We start from the raw sequence: 22069 nt of genomic DNA, 5'->3' as shown, positions 1-22069 counted from the left end.
AAGGCCGAGCTTCGCGGGCCGCACGCCCCGCGTATTGAATGAAATTGCAGTCCGACCGGCTTAGCCCTTGCGCTGCGGCTGTGCGGCCAGCCACTGGCGCAGGCGCTCCACGCCCTGCACCAGCCGCTGCGGGTCTTTCGATGCGAAGCACCAGCGCAGCCAGCCCTGGGCCTCGGGCGCGAAGGCGTTGCCGGGCGCGAGCCCGAGGCCCGCCTCGACCACCAGGCGCTTGGCCACGTCAAGCGAATCGCCGAAACCGTCGAGCCGGAAGAAGGCGTACATGCCGCCCTTGGCCGGCGCCACCTGCACGCCAGGCACCGCGGCCAGCAGCGGCACCAGCGTGTCGCGGCACAGCTTCAGGTGCGCGACCACGCGCGGCGTGATGTCCGCCGTGTGCGCGATCGCCGCGATGGCCGCGCGCTGCGTGAACACGCTGGCACACGAGGTGTTGAACTCGATCAGCTTGCCGATGCCATCGACCATCGCGGGCGGCAGCACCAGCCAGCCGAGGCGCCATCCGGTCATGAGAAAGCTCTTGGAGAAACTGTGCGTCACGACCAGCCGGTCATCGGGCTTGGAGATGTCGAGAAAGCTCGGCGCGCAGCCATTCGGCGAGGGTTCGAAATAGAGCCGCTCGTACACCTCGTCGGCGAGGATCCAGGTGCCGGTCTCGCGGCAATGGTCGAGCACGGCCTGCTGCTCGTCGCGCGTCATCGTCCAGCCGGTGGGATTGTTGGGCGCGTTGACGATCAGGAGCTTCGTCTTCGATGTGACCGCGGCCCGCAGCGCGGGCAGGTCGAGCGTCCACTGTCCTTCGACTGGCACCAGCGGCACCGTGCGCACATGGGCGCCCATGATCGCCGGCTGCGCCGTGAGGTTCGGCCACACCGGCGTCACTGCGACCACGTTGTCGCCCGCATCGACCAACGCCTGCACCGCCAGCATCAGCGCGCTCACGCCGCCCGAGGTGACGGCGATGCGCGAGGCATCGACCGCCGAATGCAGCGCGCTGGTGTAGCGCGCGATCGCCTCGCGCAGCTCGGGCAGCCCCAGGTTGTGGGCATAGAAAGTCTCGCCGCGCTGCAGCGATTCGATGGCGGCCTGGCGGATCACCTCGGGCGTGACCTCGTCGCTTTCGCCGAACCAGAAGGCGAGCACGTCGTCGCGGCCCAGGCCCGCATTGGCGACCTCGCGAATCTTGGAGGCTTCGAGGTTGTGGATGGCTTCACGCATCGGCTGTCGTCCTGTTGGTCGTCACTGGAGGTGTCATTGGGGGTGTCATTGGGGGTGTCATTGGGGCCGTTTCATCTTGCACGATGCCGGCAGCTCGGCGCGCTCCGGGGCGATCGTCTTGATCACGCGAAAGCCGTAGCCCGAGCCCTCGACATCGAACTGCACGCCGGGCTTGCCCTGCCGGTCCATCACGCCGACCACCAGCTGCTGCTGGAACTGATGGTCCGCCGCGCGCATGCGGCCGCGCTGGCCGTACAGGCTCACGTCGGCCTGCTCCAGCGCGCGCGCAACGGCCACCGCATCGACGCTGCCCGCGCGCTCGACGGCCTGCGCGAGCGACTCGACGAGCAACTGCATCCGCATGTGCACATAGTCGTCCGCGGGCTTCGGAAAGCGCGCACGGAACGCGCGATAGAAAGCCTCCGACTGCACGGTCTGCACGTTGGGCAGCCAGTCGGCCACCGCCACCACGCGGCCGATGCCCGCATCGCCGATGGCCGCGGGCGCGCCGAGCGCGTTGCCGTAGAAGGTATAGAAGCTGCCGTTGAATCCGGCCTCGCGCGCGGCCTTCACGAGCAGCGTCAAGTCGTTGCCCCAGTTGCCGGTGAACACCGCCTGCGCGCCGCTCGCGAGGATCTTGGTTGCGTAGGGCGCGAAGTCCTTCACCTTGCCCATCGGATGGAGTTCGTCGCCGACGATCTCCACGTCGGGCCGCTGCACGCCCAGCTGCCGGCGCACCTCTCGCAGCACCGCCTGGCCGAAGCTGTAGTCCTGCCCGATCAGGTAGGCGCGCTTGAGCGAGGCGTCGTCCTTCACCACGTCCATCAGCGCGGCCACGCGCATGTCGGCATGGGCGTCGAAGCGAAAGTGCCAGAAGCTGCAGCGCTCGTTGGTCAGCGCCGGATCGACCGCCGCGTAGTTCAGGAAGATCACGCGCCGCGCCGGGTCGCGCTCGTTGTTCTTGTCGACGGCATCGACCAGCGCCGCCGCGGTGGCCGACGAGTTGCCCTGCAGCACGATGCGCGCGCCGTCGTCCATGGCAGCGCGCAACGCGGAGAGCGCTTCCTCGTTCTGGCCCTTGCTGTCGTAGCGGTCCAGCTGCAGCGGACGCGCGCCGCCCGGCAGCTTCACGCCGCCGCGCGCGTTCACGCGCTCCACCGCCCACAAGAGGTTGCGGAACACCGCCTCGCCCGTGTTCGCGAAGGGCCCGCTCATGCTTTCGATCAACGCAAGACGGATGGGCGCGGGCGGCGCTGCCGGGCTTTGCGCAAGCCCGGCCAAGGGGGTCGCGCATAGCGCCAGCGCCGCGAATTTCAAGGCCCGGCGGCGCCAAATAAAGGGGGGAGTCATCGTCTTGAAACGCGTGCGGCTGCGCCTAGATGAGGTGTCAAGCGGCACTCAGGATTGAATGGCCGCGCAGTGTAAGGGACACACATTCCTTGTCCCCATTGTGTTCATTCAGGAGCTTTTCCATCATGTTTTTCGCACCCACCATCCGCACCACCCGCTTCGTTCCCCGCTCGCAAGACCGCGCGTTCGAACGCTTCGTGAACGACGCTTTCGCCGCACCCCGCCGCTCGCCGCTGGTGGAGCAGGACGACACGAGCTGGACCCTTTCGCTGGACGTGCCGGGCCTCTCGCGCGACGACCTCGCGATCAGCATCGAAGGCGCCGTGGTTCGCATCGACAGCAAGGCCGAAGCCAAGCGCCAGTTCAAGGCCGCCTACGAACTGCCGCAGGACATCGACGTTTCGGCGAGCGAAGCCAAGCTGGAGAACGGCGTGCTCACGCTCAAGCTCGGCAAGCTGGTGCCCGTGAGCCAGGCCTCGCAGTTGCAAATCAACTAAGCAGACCTATGCCCACAAGAGGAAAATGTTAGTAGTGGCTTGTTTTTGACTTTAAACAAGCACCTTATTCACAATAGCGCTGGATAACGTCACATGATGTGACGTTTTTCTAGTACTTTCTTCTTCGTGGGCGTCTCGCAAGCGCATCGAATTTCGTGCCGGTGCGGGGCCGGGTGCCCCTCAAGGCACCATGAACACGCACCTGCGGTCAGCCACTGACAACGAACGGTCCGAAACGCTCCTGGTCTTCTTGCCGGGCGCGTACCTGAAACCCGAAGAGTTCGAGCAGCATGGCTTCATCAGTGCCGTGCGCGAGCGCCACCTGGCGGCCGACGCGATGCTGGTCGATGCCGACGTTTCCTACTACTACGACCAGACGCTCAGCGATCGCCTGCAGGCGGACGTCATCGAGCCGCAGCGCGCCCGGGGCTACACCTCGATCTGGCTCGTGGGCATTTCGATCGGCGGCTTCGGCGCGCTGATCCACGAGCTGGCGCGGCCGGGCTCGGTCGACGGCATCGTCGCTCTCGCGCCCTACCTCGGGCGCCGCGTGCTCGGCGCGGAGATCCAGAAGGCGGGCGGCCTGCGCGCATGGCATGCGCCCACCGGCCCGCAGCCCGACGAGGAGCCCGACCGCAAGCTCTGGCCCTTCTTCCAGGAGTACCTGCAGGCCCAGCCCTCCCGGAACCTGCCGCCGTTGTACCTGGGCTTCGGCCTCAAGGACCGCTTTGCGGGCAACCACAAGCTGCTGGCCGACGCCCTGCCGCCGGGCCGCGTCTTCACGACCGAAGGCGGGCACGACTGGCCCGAATGGCGCGAGCTCTGGCGCAGTGTGCTGGACGTGCTGCCCCTGCCCTTGCAGGGGCGTGCGCGCCAATCGCCGCTGCAACCGGTTACGCAGTCTCAGGCAGCGGCTGCGCCTCCGCCGCCAGCGAAGCCATGGGCCATCGCGGCTTGACGTCGAAGGCATAGCGCGCGCTGGCCTGGGACAGGCCCGATTGCAGGCGCATGGCTGCGGCCATGGCGATCATGGCGCCGTTGTCGGTGCACAGGTGCAGCTCGGGGTAGTGCACGCGCACGCGGCGCTTGGCGCAGGCTGCATTGAGTTGTTCACGCAGGTTCTTGTTCGCGCCCACGCCACCGGCCACCACCAGGCGCTTGAGCCCGGTCTGCTCGAGCGCGGCGAGCGACTTCTTCAGCAGCACCTCGACGATCGCCGCCTGCGTGGACGCCGCGAGATCGGCCTTGTTCGCCTCGAGCTGGTCGCCCAGCTTCTTGGCCTGCGTGAGCACCGCGGTCTTGAGGCCCGCGAACGAAAAATCGAGATCGCCGCTGTGCAGCAGCGGCCGCGGCAGCTTGAACGCCGTCGCGTTGCCATCTTCGGCCAGCTTCGCGAGCCACGGGCCGCCCGGGTACGGCAGGCCCATGAGCTTGGCGCTCTTGTCGAAGGCCTCGCCCGCCGCGTCGTCGATGGTCTCGCCGAGCAGTTCGTAGCGCCCCACGCCATCGACCCGCATCAGTTGCGTGTGACCGCCCGACACCAGCAGCGCGACGAACGGAAATTCAGGCGGATCGGCACTCAGGAACGGCGACAGCAGATGCCCTTCGAGGTGATGCACCCCCAGCACCGGCTTGCCCAGCGCCACGCCCAGCGCACAGGCCACGCCGGCGCCCACGAGCAGCGCGCCCGCGAGGCCCGGGCCGCGCGTGTAGGCCACCACGTCGATCTCGTTCAACGATCGCTTGGCCTCGGCCATCACGGTTTCGGTGAGCGGCAGCACGCGGCGGATGTGGTCGCGGCTGGCCAGCTCGGGCACCACGCCGCCGTAGGCCTGGTGCATGGCGATCTGGCTGTGCAGCGCGTGCGAAAGCAGCACCGGCAGCGCGTCGCCGTGCGACTCGACCAGCGCCACGCCGGTCTCGTCGCAGGATGATTCGATTCCCAACAAGAGCATCCGGCGAGTGTAGGTGGCGCCTGCGGCGCACGCCCGCAAAGGGGCAAGCGCGCGCCCGGCACGGGGCGAAGGCACGGATGTTGCAGCAACGGTGTGCGTTCCTTTCCCTCTTCCGCCTTCCGCACTCCCCATGAAATCCGGCCTGCACTTCCTGATCGCCGCCCGCCAGTGCGAAATCGACGAGCTCGACCAGCTCGCGCGCACCAGCGAACTGGTCGGCCTGATCGGCCGGCTGGTGCATGCGCTGCAGCGCGAGCGCGGCATGTCCAACGTGTTCCTCGCCTCGCGCGGCCAGCGCTTTGCCGACCAGCGCGATCCGCAGATCGCCGAATGCCAGGCGCTCGAGCAGGCGGTGCGCAACGGCTTCGACCAGCTGGAGACCGAGGCCCGCCAGCGCGCGAGCGCCGGCAACAGCGCGCGCCTGTTCAGCCGCATCGCCTGGGTGCTGCCGGGGCTGGACGCCCTGCCCGCGCTGCGCGGGCGCATCGGCGCGCTCGAACTCGCGCCGGCGCAATCGACCGCGGCCTTCGCCAAGCTCGTCGCGGGCCTCCTGGCCGTGGTGTTCGAGGCAGCCGACGGCGCCACCGATCCGGAGATCTCGCGCCTCCTGGTCGCGATGTTCAACTTCATGCAGGGCAAGGAGTTCGCCGGCCAGGAGCGCGCCTTCGGTGCCGCCACGCTGGCGCTGGGCCGCAGCAACGAGGCGCAGCGCGTGCAGTGGCTGCACCTCATCGAATCGCAGGAGCGGTGCTTTCACGTCTTCACCGATTTCTCGAGCGCCCAGGTGCTGGTGCTCTGGCGCGAGAGCCAGGCCGATGCCACCATGGCCGAACTCGAACGCCTGCGCCGCGTCGGCAGCACCGCGCTGGTCGCGGCGCCCGATGCGCAATACGGCCAGTTGAGCCAGAACTGGTTCGACTGCTGCACGCGCCGCATCGACGCCATGCGCACGGTCGAAGACCGCCTCGCCGACGAGTTGCGCGCCCTGTGCAACCGCAAGACCGCGCAGGCGCGCACCGACCTCGCGGCCTACCGGGAACTGGTCGATACGCTGGCGCCGCAGTCAGGCGGCGCCCTCTTCTTCGACGATGCCGGCACGCAGGCCGTGGCCCCCGCCCCCTATGGCCGCCTGCTGGAGCGCTCGGTGCTCGACATGGTGCAGGAGCAGTCGCAGCGCCTGCAGGCCATGAGCGACGAACTGCAGACCGTGCGCGCCTCGCTCAACGAGCGCAAGGTGGTCGAGCGCGCCAAGGGCCTCCTGATGGCGCACCGGCGCCTCTCCGAGGACGAGGCCCACAAGATGCTGCGCCAGACCGCCATGAACCAGAAGCGCCGGCTGGTCGACGTGGCCGAATCGATGCTCGCCATGGCCGACTACCTGCCGATGCCCGATGCCCGTGCGCCGCGCTGAAAGCGTTTCAACTTGGTGCGCCGCACAAAAACGGGCCTTCGACGAGCCATGGACTCCGGCGGCACTTCCGTCCTGCACGCACCGCGCGCCAGGGCTACTTTTTCGATAGCACCACGCACCCCGCGATCACTGGCACGCAGTTTGCGTAAGTGAGTACATCAGACCTGCGTGGTCTACAGGCAGGCGGCACCCAACGGCGGGTGCCACCCACCGAACCGGACAAAGGCGTCCCCATCCCGCAAGGGCTCTCGTTCGCGAGCAGCCCCCGCGCGGTCGGGACGCCTTTTTTGTTTTTGACCTTGCCTTTTGTTCGTTCTTCAACCGGAGCCCACCCCCATGACCGACCTGCTGAAAACCCGCCTCAGCCGCCGCCGCGTACTGCAAGCCGCCGCCATCGGCGCCGTGGGCATCGACCCCGCGCTGCGCGCCGCCGTCTGGGCCCAGGGCTCGGACAAGCCCGAGAAAGAAGAAGTGAAGATCGGCTTCATCCCGCTGACCGACTGCGCGAGCGTGGTGATGGCCTCGGTGCTGGGCATCGACAAGAAATACGGCGTGAAGATCGTCCCCAGCAAGGAGGCCAGCTGGGCCGGCGTGCGCGACAAGCTCGTGAACGGCGAACTCGACATGGCCCATGTGCTCTACGGCCTGGTCTACGGCGTGCACGTCGGCGTGGGCGGTCCGAAGAAGGACATGGCGGTGCTCATGGGCCTGAACCGCAACGGCCAGGCCATCACGCTGTCGAAGGCGCTCGCCGACAAGGGCGCGGTCGACGCGCCCTCGCTCGCCAAGCTCATGGCCAAGGAGAAGCGCGAATACACCTTCGCCGGCACCTTCCCCACCAGCACCCACACCATGTGGCTCAACTATTGGCTGGCCTCCGCCGGCATCAGCCCGGTGGCCGATGCCAAGGTGATCGTGGTGCCGCCACCGCAGATGGTGGCCAACATGCGCGTGGGCAACATGGACGGCTTCTGCGTGGGCGAGCCCTGGGGCCAGCGCGCGATCATCGACAAGATCGGCGTCACCGCGATCACCACGCAGGACATCTGGAAGGACCATCCCGAGAAGGTGCTGGGCACCCGCGCCGAGTACGTCAAGGTCAATCCCAACACCTGCCGCGCCGTGATGATGGCCGTGATGGAGGCGAGCAAGTGGATCGACGCCAACCTCCAGAACAAGGCCAGGATGGCCGACACGGTGGCCCAGAAGAGCTACATCAACACCAGCGCCGACGCCATCAACCAGCGCATCCTCGGGCGCTACGAGAACGGCATGGGCAAGACCTGGGACGACCCCAACCACATGAAGTTCTTCGACGACGGCGCGGTGAACTTCCCCTATCTCTCGGACGGCATGTGGTTCCTCACGCAGCACAAGCGCTGGGGCATCCTGAAGGAGCACCCCGACTACCTCGCGGTGGCCAAACAGATCAACCAGATCGACATGTACAAGGACGTGGCCGGCGCCATGAAGGTGAGCGTGCCCAAGGACCCGATGCGCACCAGCAAGCTCATGGACGGCACCGTCTGGGACGGCAAGGACCCGAAGAAGTACGCCGATTCCTTCAAGATCCACGCCTAGGGAGAACGACATGGTCAGCGCCGTTTTTCATTCGCCCGTCGACGTCCCCCTTGCCTTGCCGCGCGCGGGAGAGGGCCGCACCGAAACGCTCCCTCTGCCTGCGGCGCCCGCAGCTCCCGCCGCGGTTTCCAAGGCGCACAAGCAACCCAAGCAGCGAACGCCCATCGACCTGCGCGCCTTCTGGATGCGCGTGCTCCCGCCGCTCGCGGGCTTCGGCCTGCTGCTGCTGGTCTGGGAGCTGGTCGCCATGAAGAGCACCACCGGCTTTCCCACGCCGCTGGCGACCTGGCAGCAGGCGCTCACGGTGTTCAGCGATCCGTTCTACAGCAAGGGGCCGAACGACCAGGGCGTGGGCTGGAACGTGCTCTCGTCGCTGCAGCGCGTGGCGCTGGGCTTCGGGCTCGCGGCGCTGGTGGGCATTCCGGCGGGCTTCGCGATCGGGCGCTTCGAGTTCCTCGCGCGCATGTTCAACCCGATCGTGAGCCTGCTGCGCCCGGTGTCGCCGCTCGCGTGGCTGCCCATTGGCCTCTTGGTGTTCAAGGGCGCGAACCCTGCGGCCATCTGGACCATCTTCATCTGTTCGATCTGGCCGATGGTCATCAACACCGCGGTGGGCGTGCAGCGCGTGCCGAGCGACTACATGAACGTGGCGAAGGTTCTGAATCTTTCCGAATGGAAGATCCTCACCAAGATCCTCTTCCCCGCCGTGCTGCCCTACATGCTCACCGGCGTGCGCCTGGCGGTCGGCACCGCATGGCTGGTGATCGTCGCGGCCGAGATGCTCACCGGCGGCGTGGGCATCGGCTTCTGGGTGTGGGACGAGTGGAACAACCTGAACGTCGCCAACATCATCATCGCGATCTTCGTGATCGGCATCGTCGGCCTGGTGCTGGAGTTCGCGCTCATCAAGCTGGCCACTGCATTCACTTTCGAAGAGGTGAAGTCATGAACGACGACAGCAAGTACATCGAGATCCACGGCGTCGAGCAGCGCTTCAAGACTGCGAAGGGCAGCTTCCTTGCGCTGCGCGACATCAACCTGAACGTCGCCAAGGGCGAATTCATCACGCTCATCGGGCACTCGGGCTGCGGCAAGTCGACGCTGCTGAACCTGATCGCCGGGCTCACGACGCCGACGCAGGGCGTGCTCCTTTGCGCGAACCGCGAGATCAAGGGCCCCGGCCCCGAGCGCGCCGTCGTGTTCCAGAACCACTCGCTCTTGCCCTGGCTCACCTGCTTCGAGAACGTCTACCTCGCAGTCGAGCGCGTGTTCGCGGCTACCGAGAGCCGCGCGCAACTGCGCGAGCGCACCGACGCGGCGCTCGCGCTCGTGGGCCTCACGCCCGCCGCGCAGAAGCGCCCCGGCGAAATCTCCGGCGGCATGAAGCAGCGCGTGGGCATTGCGCGCGCGCTGTCGATGGAGCCCAAGGTGCTGCTGATGGACGAGCCCTTCGGCGCGCTCGACGCCCTCACCCGCGCCAAGCTGCAGGACGAGCTGCTCGCCATCGTGCAGAAGACCCACAGCACCGTCGTCATGGTCACGCACGACGTGGACGAAGCGGTGCTGCTGAGCGACCGCATCGTGATGCTCACCAACGGCCCGGCCGCCACCATCGGCGACGTGCTGGCGGTGGACATCGCGCGCCCGCGCAACCGCGTCGAACTGGCCGAAGATTCGGCCTATGTGCATGCGCGCAAGGCGGTGATCGATTTCCTCTACACGCGCCAGGCGCATGTGGAGAAGGCCGCGGCCTGACGCAGCGGGTGCCGCACGACCGGCATCAGGACATGATGACCTGCAGGCTGTGCTCGTACCAACCCGTGAGGCGCTCGAAGGTGTCGACGAGGGCTTCGCTGGAACGCACCAGCGTCGAGCGGCCTTCGGGACTGTCGAGCGCTTGCACACCTCCTACGAGGCGCAGCCATTCGTCTCGCGCGCTCGCCAGTCCTGCGCGGATCTCGGGCGAGCTGAGCGGCGCGCGCTCCAGCTCCACGAGCGCGGCTTCGAATTCGTTCATCGTCGGCAGCAACCGCGCGCGTGAAGCGCTTGCCGCAAGCGTCGATGCCAGCAGCGCATCTTTCGCCAGGCGCTGCGCCCGCATGCGCTGCCGCCCGCAGATGTTGACGATGCGCAGCGCGCGCCGCGCGCCCGAGGCTTCCAGCGCCTCCGTCATCGCTTCGGCCGCGAGCAGCAAGGCCTCGCCGCGCGCATCGATCTCCGCGAGCCCTTGCGGCGTGGGCTTCGCGGGCAGCGCCGTACTCAACCCGTTCCATGCCGCCTGCACCACGCCCAGCGCCTGCACGCCGGCCGCGCCCAGCGCGAGAGTCGCGAGGTGATCCAGGTTCTGCTGCATGCGCTCGGTCGATTGCGTGCGCAGGACCCGCGCGCGCTGCACGTCGATGCCCGCGAGCAACTGCGCCGCCACCCGCACGAGCCGCTGCGACAGCATGCGCAGCTGCCCCGCGCGGTTGATCGCCTCGGCCCACTGCGCGGCCTCCAGGACCGAGCGCGACACCTCGCCCAGCCGCAGGTTCGCGTGCATGGCCGCGCCGCGCAGCAGGCCGAAGGCCTCGTCTTCGCCGATGCCACGCGCGGACATCAGGAGGCCCTTGGCGCGATCGACCCACTTGCGCTCGTCCATGCGCGTGCGCAGGTTGTCGAGCTCGGTGCGCAGCGCGGTTTCGCGTGTCCATCGGGCTTGCGCACGTGCCACCAAGGCCGGCAGCGACAACGCATCGAGCGGCGCCCATGCGTGCACGCCGAGCGCGACCAGCGCCTCGTGCTGCGCGCTTTCCAACGGCGCGCCGACCACGCTCACCGCGCAGGGCGGCACACCGTTCCATGCCTGCAGCGCATCGCGCAACGCCTGCAGCTGCGCCGCCTCGGGCAACCACACCAGCACCTGTTGCGGTGCAAGCGCGCCCGCTTGCTGCACCAGCGTGCGGCAAGCGGCGCGCCCGAGCACCGTGGCGCCCGCATCCGCGAGGCCCTGCCGGAGCGCCTCCGGCAAGAGCGCGGGAGCATCGAATTCATTGGGAAGGACGAGCAGAAGGGAAGTCATGGCGGCGTGTCGGCGGGCACGGCAAGCATAGGCCACGCTCGCGCGCACGCCTGTGCGATTTCGCGGGCACGCCTCTTGCAACGAAAGGGATGCGGTGTAACGAAGCACCGCTTTGGTGAGGCTGCAGGCTCCTGCAACCCGTCCGGCCGCGCACACCCCGCGCACAGGCCGGACACACCCCCACGCCGACAGCGTCCGCTGCCGGCACACCGACCCCAACCCTGTCCGTCGACACGACCCTTCCAAGGTCGCGCCGCGGCTTTTTTGCACTTGTGAACACCATGTCAGGTTTCAGGAATTTCTTGCAGTCAGGCCACAGTCCCACGCTGTTCGCGGCGTTCCTGTACTTCTCGTTCTCCTGCTGCATCTGGGTGCTCAACGGCGCCATGGCGCCCTTCATCGGCGAGACCTTCGACCTCTCGCCCGCGCAGAAGGGCCTGATGCTGTCGGTGCCGATCATCGCGGGCGCGCTCATGCGCTTTCCGCTGGGCATCCTCTCGCAGTACATCGGCCGCAAGAAAGCCACGCTGGTCGAAATGGGCCTCATCGCGGTGGCGATGCTGTTCGGCTTTTTCTTCGTCAAGAGCTTCAACGACCTGCTCGCCATGGGCGTGCTGCTGGGCATTGCCGGCGCGAGCTTCGGCGTGGCGCTGTCGCTGGGCTCGGGCTGGTTCCCGCCGCAGCACAAGGGCCTGGCGATGGGCCTGGTGGGCGCGGGCAACGTGGGCACGGCGGTGTCGGTGCTGGTGGCCCCGCCGCTCGCGCAGTGGCTGGGCTGGCAGGCGGTGTACGGCGTGGCCGCGGTCGCGATCCTCATCCCGATGGTGGTGATGGTGGTGTTCGCCAAGGAGCCGCCCGACGTGGACAGCCACGCGAGCTTCCGCGCGCACATCGCGTGCCTCTTCGAGAAAGACGGCTGGGTCTTCAGCCTCATCTACGGCGTGACCTTCGGCGGCTTCATCGGCCTCACCACCTTCCTGCCCTCGTACTACTACGACCAGTTCGGCGTGAGCAAGGTCGAGGCGGGCCAGCTCACCATGCTCGCGGCCTTCATGGGCGCGGCGGTGCGCATCGTGGGCGGGTGGCTCTCCGACCGCTGGGGCGGCGTCAACACATTGACCGTGGTGCTGCTGGTGGTGGCCGTGGGTCTCGTGCTGGTGGGGCTCTCGTCGGGCTCGCTGGTGCTCACCACGCTGCTCCTGATCGTGTGCTTCGCCGCGCTGGGCGCGGGCAACGGCGCGCTGTTCCAACTGGTGCCGCTGCGCTGGCCGCTGAGCACCGCAGTGGCCGGCTCGATGATCGGCGAGATCGGCGCCCTCGGCGGCGGCCTCGTGCCCAACGCCATGGGACTGTCCAAGCAGTTCCTGGGCAGCTATCTCTGGGGCTTCGTCTTCTTCGGCGCGCTCTCGCTGGCGATGCTGGGCGTGATGCGCGTCATGCAGATCCGCTGGACGCGCACCTGGGCCGAGAAGGGTGGGCGTGCGCGCACCTCACCCGCGCCCGCCGTCTCATCGCCTGCACGAAGGGCTGCATGACTTTCCCACCCGCTCGCCCTGAGCTTGTCGAAGGGCCGTTTCCATCGCGAGCAAGGCTTCGACAAGCTCAGCCCGAACGGGAAGGCGCAACCGCTCGCCCTGAGCTTGTCGAAGGGCCGTTCCCATCGCGAGCAAGGCTTCGACAAGCTCAGCCCGAACGGGAAGGCGCAACCGCTCGCCCTGAGCTTGTCGAAGGGCCGTTCCCATCGCGAGCAAGGCTTCGACAAGCTCAGCCCGAACGGGAAGGCGCAACCGCTCGCCCTGAGCTTGTCGAAGGGCCGTTCCCATCGCGAGCAAGGCTTCGACAAGCTCAGCCCGAACGGGAAGGCGCAACCGTTCACCCTGAGCTTGTCGAAGGGCCGTTTCCATCGCGAGCAAGGCTTCGACAAGCTCAGCCCGAACGGGAAGGACGGCCGCTGTTTTCTTCAACACGCCCAGCAACCGCTCGCCCTGAGCTTGTCGAAGGGTTGTCTCCATCGCGAGCGGGGCTTCGACAAGCTCAGCCCGAACGGGGATGGTGGCTGCCACCGTCCTCAGCGCGGCAAGAACAGCAGCCACACGACGAGCAGTGCGTTGAACAGCAACGACACGCCCAGCGCGATCCTGTAGAGCATCACAGGATCTCGGCGCACGAGCGGCGTGGCCATCGGCGCGCCGACGGGGCGCGAGGCGCCGCGCTCCAGCGCGAGCAGCATCTCCTCGGCCGTCTCGAAGCGCTCGCGCGGATCGCGGGCCACGGCCTTGCGCACGAGGTGGTCGAGCCACACCGGCACATCGGGCCGCAGCCGCGAGAGCGCGACCGGGTCGCGCCGGTAGCGCGCCACCTGGTACGGCTCGATCTCGCCGTAGGGCAGGTGTCCGCCGAGCCACTGGTAGAGCGTGGCGCCGAGCGCGAACAGGTCGCTGCCGGCATCCGCGACGCCGCCCTCCTCCCACTGCTCGGGATTGATGTAGCTCGGCGTGCCCGCATGGAGTTCCCGCTGCGCTGCGCCCTCGCGGCCGGAGAGCGCCACGCCCAGGTCGAGGATGCGCCAGCGCCCGTCGTCGCCCAGGTGCAGGTTGCCGGGCTTGATGTCCCGGTGCACCACGCCGTGGCGGTGCAGCCGGCCGAGCGCCTTGCTCACCTCGATGGCCGCAGCGACCACCTCGGCCACGTTGCCGCGCGCGCCGGACTTGCGCATCTGCTCCAGCGTGCGGCCGCCGTGCCAGTCGAAGACGATGTAGAGCGCGCTCGCGTTCTCCGCGCGCTCGTGCACGCGCACGAAGCCGCCGCTCTCGCCGACGCGCTGGCCGAGCCACGCCTCGTGCGCCAGCATCGCGCGCTCCTGCGGATCGCTCGCGCGCGAAGGGTGCAAGGTCTTGAGCGCGACCAGCGCGCGCGTGGCCGGATGGCGGGCCTGGTAGAGCAGGTGCACGCCGGTGTCGGCCACCAGCGCGGTGACGACGTAGCCGTCGAGCACGTCGCCCACCTTCAGCAGCGGCGGCGGTGCGAGCCGGCGGCCGTCGCCGAGTTCGTCGTCCAGCTGCCGCGCATCGAGGCCGACGACGCGAATGACCAGTGCGGTCGCGTTGTCGCGCGTGCCGGCATCGAGCGCCGCATGCACCAGCGCCTCGCTCGCCGCTTCGGCATCGCCCTGCAGCGCGATCGCGGCCACCTGCTGCGGCTTGAGCACGCCGTGCACACCGTCGGAGGTCAGCACGAAGCAGTCGCCCACGCGCACGTCGCCCTGCGCGTAGTCGACGCGCACCTGGTCATCCAGGCCGATGGCGCGCGTGAGCCGGCTGCGCATGTCGGGATGCTCGAAGGCATGGTCCAGCGTGAGCGGCACGGCCGCATCGCCATCGGCGCGCACGCGCCAGGCGCGCGTGTCGCCCACATGGGCCAGCGTGTAGCTCTGGCCGTGCAGCACCAGCGCAGTGAGCGTGGTGAGCGCGGTCGTGTCGCCCGCGCGGCGGCGGTTGTGGTCGGCCAGCCAGGCGTTCTGCGCGCCGATCAAGCGGTCGAGCGCGGCGGTCGGCTCCCAGGTGTCGGGCGTGGCGAAGTAGTCGGCCAGGAGACCCATCACCGTGGTCTGCGCCGCCTCCAGGCCGCGCCCGCCGGTCGAGACGCCATCGGCGATCGCCGCGATGAGCCCGCGCGCCTCGTCGCCGCGCGGCGCATGCACGGCACCGGCGAAGTCTTCGTTCACCTCGCGGGGCCCGCGCAGGCTGCTGTAGCCGATGTCCACTTCAAAGCTCATGGCGCGATTCTCCACGCGCGCCGCGGGCCTTCGTTCGCCTGATTTCCAGCAAAGGCCCAGCCCATGAAGAAGAAAATGAAACTCGTGATGGTCGGCAACGGCATGGCCGGCGTGCGCACGCTCGAGGAGCTGCTGAAGATCGCGCCCGACCTGTACGACATCACCGTCTTCGGCGCCGAGCCGCACCCCAACTACAACCGCATCATGCTGTCGCCGGTGCTCGCGGGCGAGCAGACGATCGACGAGATCGTGCTCAACGGCTGGGCCTGGTACAGCGACAACCGCATCACGCTGCATGCCGGCAAGAAGGTGGTGGAGGTCGACCGCGTCAAGCGCATCGTGCGCGCCGAGGACGGCACCGAGGCCGCCTACGACCGCCTGCTGATGTGCACCGGCTCCACCCCCTTCATGCTGCCGGTGCCGGGCAAGGACCTGAAGGGCGTGATCGCCTACCGCGACATCGCCGACACCGACTGCATGATCGAGACCGCCCGCACGCACAAGAACGCGGTGGTCATCGGCGGCGGCCTGCTGGGCCTGGAAGCGGCCAACGGCCTCATGCTGCGCGGCATGAACGTGACCGTGGTGCACGTCATGCCCTGGCTCATGGAGCGGCAACTCGACGACGTGGCGGGCAAGCTGCTGCAGAAATCGCTGGAAGACCGGGGCCTCACGTTCCTGATGGGCGCGCAGACGCAGGACATGGTGGGCGGCGAAGATGGCCGCGTCAAAGCCATCCGCTTCAAGGACGGCACCGAGGTCGCGGCCGATCTCGTGGTCATGGCCGTGGGCATCCGCCCCAACGTCGAGCTGGCCGAGAAGATGCGCCTGCACTGCAACCGCGGCATCGTGGTCACCGACACCCTGCAGACCGTGACCGACGCGCGCATCTACTCGGTGGGCGAATGCGCGGCGCACCGCGGCATCGCCTATGGGCTGGTGGCGCCGCTCTTCGAGCAGGCCAAGGTGGCGGCCAACCACCTCGCGCAATTCGGCATCGATCGTTACCTGGGTTCGCTCACCTCCACCAAGCTGAAGGTGACGGGCATCGACCTCTTCAGCGCGGGCGAATTCATGGGCGGCGAAGGCACCGAAGAAATCGTGATGAGCGACCCCTTCGGCGGCGTCTACAAGAAGCTGGTGCTCAAGGACGACAAGCTGGTGGGCGCGTGCCTGTACGGCGACACCGGGGACGGCAGCTGGTACTTCAAGCTGCTGCGCGAAGGACTCAGCGTGCACGAGATCCGCGACCGGTTGATGTTCGGCGAGCCGGACGCCGGCCTCCAGAAAGAAGGCTGATGTGAGGACCGCAGCGTGCACTTTGCCGGCGCCATCGACGCTCACCCCTTTCCTCCGCCCGCAGGAGTGGGCGTGATGCGGGAAACGAAATCCACCTGCCCTTATTGCGGCGTCGGCTGCGGTGTGATCATCGAATCCGACGGCGCGCAGATCACCGGCGTGCGCGGCGACCCCGACCACCCGGCCAACTTCGGGCGCCTCTGCACCAAGGGCTCGACGCTGCACCTCACGGCCAGCGCGCCGGTCACGCGGCAGACGCGGCTCCTGCAGCCGATGCAGCGCCTCGTGCGCGGCGAGGCGCCCATGGCCGTGTCGTGGGATACAGCCATGGACAACGCCGCAGGCAAGTTCGCGCAGGTCATCCAGGACCACGGCCCCGACGCGGTGGGCTTCTACATCTCGGGCCAGCTGCTGACCGAGGACTACTACGTCTTCAACAAGCTCGCCAAGGGCCTCGTGGGCACCAACAACGTCGACACCAATTCGCGCCTGTGCATGAGCAGCGCGGTCGCCGGCTACAAGCAGACGCTGGGCGCCGATGCGCCGCCGGCCTGCTACGACGACCTGAAGCACGCCGAGTGCCTCTTCATCGTGGGCAGCAACACGGCGTGGGCGCATCCGATTCTTTTCCGCCGCATCGAAGACGCGAAGGCCGCCAACCCGGCGCTCAAAATCGTGGTGGCCGACCCGCGCCGCACCGACACAGTGGAGATCGCCGACCTGTTCCTGCCGATCCAGCCCGGCACCGACGTGATGCTGTTCAACGGCATGCTGCACCTGATGCTGCGGGAGGGCTGGACCGACGCGGCGTACATCGCCGCCCACACCAGCGGCTTCGATGCGCTGAAGGCCACGGTGCGCGACTGCACCCCCGACAAGGTGGCGCAGATCTGCGGCATTGCGAAGGACGATCTGCTCGCGGCCGCGCGCCTCTTCGCGACTTCGCGCGCGACGTTGAGCTTGTATTGCCAGGGCCTGAACCAGTCCTCCAGCGGCACCGCGAAGAATGCGGCGCTGATCAACCTGCACCTGGCCACCGGCCAGATCGGCAAGCCCGGCGCGGGCCCGTTCTCGCTCACCGGGCAGCCCAATGCGATGGGCGGGCGCGAAGTGGGCGGCCTCGCCAACCTGCTGAGCGCGCACCGCGACCTGGCCAATCCTGCGCACCGTGCCGAGGTGGCCGCGCTCTGGGGCGTGCCCTCGGTGCCCGAGAAGCCCGGCAAGACCGCCGTGGAAATGTTCCAGGCCGCCGCCGACGGCGAAATCCGCGCGCTGTGGATCGCCTGCACCAACCCCGCCCAGTCGATGCCAGACCAGGCGACGGTGCGCCGGGCGCTGGAGCGCGCCGAGTTCGTGGTGGTGCAGGAGGCCTTCGCCACCACCGCCACCTGCGCCTTCGCCGACCTGCTGCTGCCGGCCACCACCTGGGGTGAGAAGGACGGCAGCGTGACCAACAGCGAGCGCCGCATCTCGCGCGTGCGCCCGGCCATCGCCGCGCCGGGCGAGACGCGGCACGACTGGTCGATCGCCACCGACTTCGCGCGCCGGCTCGAAGCGCGGCTCGGCCGCGCGGGCACGCTCTTTCCCTACGACACCGCCGAATCGGTCTGGAACGAGCACCGCGAGACCACGCGCGGGCGCGACCTGGACATCACCGGCCTGAGCTACGCGATGCTGGACGACCTCGGCCCGCAGCAATGGCCGCTGAAGGAAGGCGACGCCACCGGCCGCGCGCGCCTCTACGAAGACGGCGTGTTCCCCACGGCCGATGGCCGCGCCCGTTTCGCGGACACGCCCTACACGCCCGTGGCCGAGGCCCGCGAGGCGCGCTACCCCTTCTCGCTCAATACCGGGCGCCTGCGCGACCAGTGGCACGGCATGAGCCGCACCGGCACCGCACCGCGTCTGTTCGGCCACGTGGCCGAGCCCATGGTGCAGATGAACCCGCAGGACATGGCGCAGCGCCAGATCGGCGAAGGCGACCTGGTGCACCTGACATCCAGGCGCGGCTCGATCATGCTGCCCGCGCGCGCCAGCACCGAGATCGGGCTCGCCCAGGCCTTCGTCGCGATGCACTGGGGCGAGGAGTACCTGAGCGGCTGCTCGTCGACCGGCACGCGGCTGGCCGGCATCAACGCGGTCACCACGCCCGCCTACTGCCCCACCTCCAAGCAGCCCGAGCTCAAGCACACGGCGGTGAAGATCCTCAAGGCCGAGCTGCCGTGGTCGCTGCTCGCGATGGCGTGGCTCCCGCCCGACGAGGTGCTGGCGGTGCACCGCGCGCTGCAGCCGCTGATGGCGATGTTTCCGTTCGCCACCTGCGTGCCGTTCTCGGGCAACACCCGGGACGCGGCAGGCGCCGAGCGCAGCGGCCTCCTGTTCCGCGCGGCCGCGCACGATGCGCCGGCGGATGCGCTGCTCGAACAGATCGAGGCCCTGCTCGGCCTGCAAAGCGCCGACACCCTGCGCTACGCCGACCGCCGGCGCGGCCAGCGCCGCTCGGCGCGGCTGGTGCGCCGCGCCGACCAGAGCGCCGGCCTGGAAGCCTTTTTGCTCGCAGGCGACACCAGCGCCGAGGCATGGATCGCCACGCTGCTGCGGGAAGAACTCCCCGCACAGAGCTACGGCCGCCTGCTGCTCTCGCCCGGTTCGCGCGCGCCGCTGGCGGTGCAATCGCGCGGAAAGCCGGTCTGCACCTGCTTCAACGTGACCGATCTGGCGATCCGGACCGAACTCGGCCGCTGCGGCGGCGCACCCGACGAACGGCTGGCCGCCCTGCAGGGGGCGCTGAAATGCGGCACGAACTGCGGCTCGTGCATTCCGGAGCTCAAACGCATGATCCGCATGGCGCCCGCCGAAGTCATTCCCGAGGGGGCATAAGCCGACTCGCATTCCGGCATAAGCGTTGCAGGACAATCCGCCTACCCATGGGAATCAGTCAATACATCAAGGAAATCGGCCGCGGCGCGCGAGGCGCCAAGCCGCTCACGCGCGAACAGGCCACCGACCTGTTCGGCCAGGTGCTGGACGGCACCGTCACCGACCTGGAGATCGGCGGCTTCTGCCTGGCGATGCGCATCAAGGGCGAGACGCCCGAGGAGATGGCCGGTTTCCTCGACGCCACGCATGCGCGGCTGCAGCACATTCCCGCCGGCGATCGTGCACTCATCGTGCTGCCCAGCTACAACGGCGCGCGCAAGCTGCCGGTGCTCACCCCGCTGCTGGCGCTGCTGCTGGCGCGCGAAGGCCTGCCGGTGCTGGTGCATGGCAGCGCCACCGAAACATCGCGCGTGCTCGCCTCGAACGTGCTCGCCGCGCTCGACGTGCCGCCCATGGCCGCCATCGGCCCCATCGCCAACGGCACCGTGGGCTTCGCCGCGACCGAGCTGCTGAACCCCGCGCTCAAGCGCCTGCTGGACGTGCGCCGCGTCGTCGGCCTGCGCAACCCCGGCCACAGCGTGGTCAAGCTGATGCAGCCCACTGCCGGCCCCGCCGTGGTGGTGGCCAGCTACACGCACCCCGAATACGCGCGCACCATGGGCGAGACCTTCGAGTTGATGGGAACCACCGCCCTCCTCTCGCGCGGCCTCGAAGGCGAAGTGGTCTCCGACCCACGCCGCACCGCGCAGATCGACGGCTTCGTGCGCGGCGCGCGCACCGAACTGCAGGCGCAGGCCAGCGGCACCGCGGCCGAGGTGCCCGGGCTGCCCAAGGAAATCGACGTCGCCACCACGGCCGACTACACGCGGCGCGTATTGAACGGCGAGCTTCCCGTGCCCGAAGCCATCGCCGCACAGGTCGGGCACATCAAGCAACTGGCATCCCACGCATGACTACTTCCTCGAACCTCATCACCGGCCGCTGCACGCTGGTGGGCGCCGGCCCCGGCGACCCGGAACTGCTGACCATCAAGGCCGTCAAGGCGATCCAGGCCGCCACCGTGCTGCTGGTGGACGACCTCGTGAGCGAAGAGATCCTGGCCTACGCCCGCCCCGGCGCGCGCATCGTGCACGTGGGCAAGCGCGGCGGCTGCAAGAGCACGCCGCAAGCCTTCATCGAGCGGCTCATGATCACCGCGGTGCGCGAAGGCGAGACCGTGGTGCGACTGAAAGGCGGCGACCCGTTCATCTTCGGCCGCGGCGGCGAAGAGGTGGAGCACCTGCGCGAGGCGGGCATCGAATGCGCGGTGGTCAACGGCATCACCGCGGGCCTCGCTGCCGTCACCTCGCTGGGCGTGCCGCTCACGCACCGCGACCATGCGCAGGGCGTGGTGTTCGTCACCGGCCACGCCAAGACCGGCGCGGGCGCGGAGGACGACCCGACCGACTGGCGCGCGCTCGCCGCCATGGCGCACAACGCGCGCCTCACGCTGGTGATCTACATGGGCGTGGCGGGCGCCCGCCACATCGAGCGCGAACTGCTGCACGGCCTGCCCGGCGACACGCCGGTGGCCGTGGTGCAGCACGCGAGCCTGCCGCACCAGCGCCACATCGCGACCACGCTCGACGGCCTGCAGGCGCGCATCGCCGAAGCCGGGCTCGCGAGCCCCGCGGTGATCGTGGTGGGCGATGTGCTGCGCGGGCTGGAGGCGGCAGCGCTGCCGGCGGACGCCGACCGCTTCGGCACCTAGCCTTCAGAAACGCCCGAAGAGGCCGGGTCGCGTGCGCAAAGCGGCGGCATCCGGCGCAGGACGCCCGCGCAGCACGACCGGCGTCTGGCTCCCCAGGCTCGCGACGAGCGCGATCCAGGCGATGGCCAGTTCGCCATCGGCCGCGGCCAGGCGCTGCTGCTCCAGCATCAGGCCCTGGAAGTCTTCCAGCATCTGGACTTCCGACATGTCTCCGCGGCTCATCCGCACTTTCGAACGCGCGAATTCGTCTTTCGCTTCATGCGCCCGCCGGGCCGCATCGGCCGCCACGCCGTTCGATGCCTGCAGCCTGCGCAAGGCCTCGGCGACCTCCGCGCGGCCCTGCGCCACGACCTGCGGAAAGAGCGGCGCGCCGGGCAGGTCCGCATCGGCGGCTGAATCGCTCGCGGCGTCGATGGTGCCCGCGAGCAAGGCCTGCGGCTCGATGCCGTAGAGCGACGCGGCCAGCTGGATGTCGTCGCGGTTCGCGAGCAGCGCGGCGGGCACGGCCTGCGGCAGCGAGGCCGCGAAACGGGGCAGCCTGCGCTCTGCAACTTCTTCGGCGATCGCCTGGTTCAACGCTGCTTCCGACAGGCCGCAGCGCGCGATGAGAAACGCGAAGTTCGCTTCGCGCTGCGCATCGATCTTTTTCATCGCCGCCGCGGCGCCGGTTTCGCGGCGCTTGAGTTCCTTGGCGAAGTCATCGTGCAACGCAGGACTGGCCGCGACGAGCTGCGACTGCCGGCGCACCGCGGTGAGCGCGCTTTCGATGTAGATCAATCGCAGCGTCTGAACGACCACCGCGACGTAGGCCGCCGAGACGCCGATCTCCGGAGCTGGCGCATCGAGATCGCCGCCACCGGTCGCGCCGCGGCCCGCGTCGGCGATCAACGTGTTCAGCGTCTCGCTCCCGAAAGCCGACCACCAAGGGACTGCGCCGGGGCGCAATGCGGGCACCGCCACAGGCAGCGCCTCCCGATGCGCCATGGCGTAGCTCGCGCTCACGCCCGAACCGGCGCAGGCGATGCCCAGCGCCCCGACCAGCATCGCCACCATCGACCGATTCAGCACCATTCGCACGCTCCACAAAAATCCGCAAGCCGCGATGGTTCATTGCAAATTCGGAGAAATCGAAGAGGCGGCGAAGCGCTGCCGTCGCAGTCCATTGCATCCGTGCAACACAAGTTGCGATCCGTCGCCGCTCGGCAAGATTCCTCCCACATTGGGCGAAACCATCCATCCGTCATCGGCAGGGCGCGCGTGTCGTTCGCGCCTCGCCT

General features: G+C 68.8%; 17 protein-coding genes and 1 pseudogene. 12 read left to right on the top strand and 6 right to left on the bottom strand.

The genetic code is table 11. The features are described 5' to 3' along the window. Positions 1-60 precede the first annotated feature (60 nt). Positions 61-1233: a pyridoxal phosphate-dependent aminotransferase gene (locus ACZYRS_RS12740; protein WP_463419567.1), complete on the bottom strand. Its 1173-nt coding sequence runs from the start codon at positions 1231-1233 to the stop codon at positions 61-63. Positions 1234-1290: 57 nt separating this feature from the next. After that, on the bottom strand, positions 1291-2583 hold the full coding sequence (locus ACZYRS_RS12735; protein ID WP_463419566.1) for a branched-chain amino acid ABC transporter substrate-binding protein: 1293 nt from the start codon (positions 2581-2583) through the stop codon (positions 1291-1293). A gap of 125 nt (positions 2584-2708) precedes the next feature. Here ACZYRS_RS12735 and ACZYRS_RS12730 point away from each other — a divergent pair, with 125 nt between their 5' ends. Beyond that, positions 2709-3080: an Hsp20/alpha crystallin family protein gene (locus tag ACZYRS_RS12730; RefSeq protein WP_463419565.1), complete on the top strand. Its 372-nt coding sequence runs from the start codon at positions 2709-2711 to the stop codon at positions 3078-3080. Positions 3081-3270: 190 nt separating this feature from the next. Continuing rightward, positions 3271-4038, top strand: coding sequence for an alpha/beta hydrolase-fold protein (locus ACZYRS_RS12725; RefSeq protein ID WP_463419564.1), 768 nt, complete (start codon positions 3271-3273; stop codon positions 4036-4038). Here the strand turns inward: ACZYRS_RS12725 and tsaD are convergent. After that, complete coding sequence (gene tsaD / locus ACZYRS_RS12720; protein WP_463419563.1) at positions 3974-5035, bottom strand: tRNA (adenosine(37)-N6)-threonylcarbamoyltransferase complex transferase subunit TsaD; 1062 nt, start codon at positions 5033-5035, stop codon at positions 3974-3976. The genes ACZYRS_RS12725 and tsaD overlap by 65 nt on opposite strands. Positions 5036-5165: 130 nt before the next feature. Between tsaD and ACZYRS_RS12715 the strand changes: the two genes are divergently transcribed. From ACZYRS_RS12715 to ACZYRS_RS12700, 4 genes are all read left to right on the top strand, one after another. After that, positions 5166-6446: a nitrate- and nitrite sensing domain-containing protein gene (locus ACZYRS_RS12715; RefSeq protein ID WP_463419562.1), complete on the top strand. Its 1281-nt coding sequence runs from the start codon at positions 5166-5168 to the stop codon at positions 6444-6446. A gap of 336 nt (positions 6447-6782) precedes the next feature. Then, complete coding sequence (locus tag ACZYRS_RS12710) at positions 6783-8027, top strand: CmpA/NrtA family ABC transporter substrate-binding protein (RefSeq protein ID WP_463419561.1); 1245 nt, start codon at positions 6783-6785, stop codon at positions 8025-8027. Positions 8028-8037: 10 nt separating this feature from the next. Next, complete coding sequence (ntrB, locus tag ACZYRS_RS12705; RefSeq protein ID WP_463419560.1) at positions 8038-8976, top strand: nitrate ABC transporter permease; 939 nt, start codon at positions 8038-8040, stop codon at positions 8974-8976. Continuing rightward, positions 8973-9782, top strand: coding sequence for an ABC transporter ATP-binding protein (locus tag ACZYRS_RS12700; protein ID WP_463419559.1), 810 nt, complete (start codon positions 8973-8975; stop codon positions 9780-9782). The genes ntrB and ACZYRS_RS12700 overlap by 4 nt, the downstream gene beginning before the upstream one ends. A gap of 25 nt (positions 9783-9807) precedes the next feature. Here ACZYRS_RS12700 and ACZYRS_RS12695 read toward each other — a convergent pair whose 3' ends face one another. Further along, a complete protein-coding gene (locus tag ACZYRS_RS12695; RefSeq protein ID WP_463419558.1) occupies positions 9808-11088 on the bottom strand; it encodes an ANTAR domain-containing protein in 1281 nt (426 codons plus the stop codon). A gap of 281 nt (positions 11089-11369) precedes the next feature. Here ACZYRS_RS12695 and ACZYRS_RS12690 point away from each other — a divergent pair, with 281 nt between their 5' ends. Continuing rightward, positions 11370-12623, top strand: coding sequence for an MFS transporter (locus ACZYRS_RS12690; protein ID WP_198784815.1), 1254 nt, complete (start codon positions 11370-11372; stop codon positions 12621-12623). A gap of 24 nt (positions 12624-12647) precedes the next feature. Further along, on the top strand, positions 12648-13232 hold the full coding sequence (locus ACZYRS_RS12685) for a hypothetical protein (RefSeq protein WP_463419557.1): 585 nt from the start codon (positions 12648-12650) through the stop codon (positions 13230-13232). Here the strand turns inward: ACZYRS_RS12685 and ACZYRS_RS12680 are convergent. After that, a complete protein-coding gene (locus ACZYRS_RS12680; RefSeq protein ID WP_463419556.1) occupies positions 13157-14863 on the bottom strand; it encodes a protein kinase domain-containing protein in 1707 nt (568 codons plus the stop codon). The genes ACZYRS_RS12685 and ACZYRS_RS12680 overlap by 76 nt on opposite strands. Before the next feature lie 63 nt (positions 14864-14926). Here ACZYRS_RS12680 and ACZYRS_RS12675 point away from each other — a divergent pair. The 4 genes and pseudogenes from ACZYRS_RS12675 to cobA all read left to right on the top strand — a co-directional run. Then, a pseudogene (locus tag ACZYRS_RS12675) lies at positions 14927-16144 on the top strand (NAD(P)/FAD-dependent oxidoreductase); the annotation flags it as partial. A 93-nt stretch (positions 16145-16237) separates the two neighbouring features. Then, on the top strand, positions 16238-19042 hold the full coding sequence (locus ACZYRS_RS12670) for a nitrate reductase (protein ID WP_463419555.1): 2805 nt from the start codon (positions 16238-16240) through the stop codon (positions 19040-19042). A 47-nt stretch (positions 19043-19089) separates the two neighbouring features. Then, on the top strand, positions 19090-19995 hold the full coding sequence (gene ybiB, locus ACZYRS_RS12665) for a DNA-binding protein YbiB (protein ID WP_463419554.1): 906 nt from the start codon (positions 19090-19092) through the stop codon (positions 19993-19995). After that, positions 19992-20792: a uroporphyrinogen-III C-methyltransferase gene (cobA, locus tag ACZYRS_RS12660; protein WP_463419553.1), complete on the top strand. Its 801-nt coding sequence runs from the start codon at positions 19992-19994 to the stop codon at positions 20790-20792. The genes ybiB and cobA overlap by 4 nt, the downstream gene beginning before the upstream one ends. Positions 20793-20795: 3 nt before the next feature. On the opposite strand, the gene ACZYRS_RS12655 is transcribed toward cobA, so the two are convergent. Further along, complete coding sequence (locus ACZYRS_RS12655; protein ID WP_463419552.1) at positions 20796-21863, bottom strand: hypothetical protein; 1068 nt, start codon at positions 21861-21863, stop codon at positions 20796-20798. Positions 21864-22069 lie beyond the last annotated feature (206 nt).

The sequence above is a fragment of the Variovorax sp. AC194 genome (assembly GCF_979257995.1).
The sequence above is the reverse complement of the archived record's forward strand: the minus strand, read 5'-3'. Positions and strand labels throughout refer to the sequence as shown.

What these genes read in the sequence shown, in the direction of transcription:
- ACZYRS_RS12740 (WP_463419567.1), bottom strand. Translation starts at nt 1,233, where the DNA reads ATGCGTGAAGCCATCCACAACCTCGAAGCCTCCAAGATTCGCGAGGTC.
- ACZYRS_RS12735 (WP_463419566.1), bottom strand. Translation starts at nt 2,583, where the DNA reads ATGACTCCCCCCTTTATTTGGCGCCGCCGGGCCTTGAAATTCGCGGCG.
- ACZYRS_RS12730 (WP_463419565.1), top strand. Translation starts at nt 2,709, where the DNA reads ATGTTTTTCGCACCCACCATCCGCACCACCCGCTTCGTTCCCCGCTCG.
- ACZYRS_RS12725 (WP_463419564.1), top strand. Translation starts at nt 3,271, where the DNA reads ATGAACACGCACCTGCGGTCAGCCACTGACAACGAACGGTCCGAAACG.
- tsaD (WP_463419563.1), bottom strand. Translation starts at nt 5,035, where the DNA reads ATGCTCTTGTTGGGAATCGAATCATCCTGCGACGAGACCGGCGTGGCG.
- ACZYRS_RS12715 (WP_463419562.1), top strand. Translation starts at nt 5,166, where the DNA reads ATGAAATCCGGCCTGCACTTCCTGATCGCCGCCCGCCAGTGCGAAATC.
- ACZYRS_RS12710 (WP_463419561.1), top strand. Translation starts at nt 6,783, where the DNA reads ATGACCGACCTGCTGAAAACCCGCCTCAGCCGCCGCCGCGTACTGCAA.
- ntrB (WP_463419560.1), top strand. Translation starts at nt 8,038, where the DNA reads ATGGTCAGCGCCGTTTTTCATTCGCCCGTCGACGTCCCCCTTGCCTTG.
- ACZYRS_RS12700 (WP_463419559.1), top strand. Translation starts at nt 8,973, where the DNA reads ATGAACGACGACAGCAAGTACATCGAGATCCACGGCGTCGAGCAGCGC.
- ACZYRS_RS12695 (WP_463419558.1), bottom strand. Translation starts at nt 11,088, where the DNA reads ATGACTTCCCTTCTGCTCGTCCTTCCCAATGAATTCGATGCTCCCGCG.
- ACZYRS_RS12690 (WP_198784815.1), top strand. Translation starts at nt 11,370, where the DNA reads ATGTCAGGTTTCAGGAATTTCTTGCAGTCAGGCCACAGTCCCACGCTG.
- ACZYRS_RS12680 (WP_463419556.1), bottom strand. Translation starts at nt 14,863, where the DNA reads ATGAGCTTTGAAGTGGACATCGGCTACAGCAGCCTGCGCGGGCCCCGC.
- ACZYRS_RS12670 (WP_463419555.1), top strand. Translation starts at nt 16,238, where the DNA reads ATGCGGGAAACGAAATCCACCTGCCCTTATTGCGGCGTCGGCTGCGGT.
- ybiB (WP_463419554.1), top strand. Translation starts at nt 19,090, where the DNA reads ATGGGAATCAGTCAATACATCAAGGAAATCGGCCGCGGCGCGCGAGGC.
- cobA (WP_463419553.1), top strand. Translation starts at nt 19,992, where the DNA reads ATGACTACTTCCTCGAACCTCATCACCGGCCGCTGCACGCTGGTGGGC.
- ACZYRS_RS12655 (WP_463419552.1), bottom strand. Translation starts at nt 21,863, where the DNA reads ATGGTGCTGAATCGGTCGATGGTGGCGATGCTGGTCGGGGCGCTGGGC.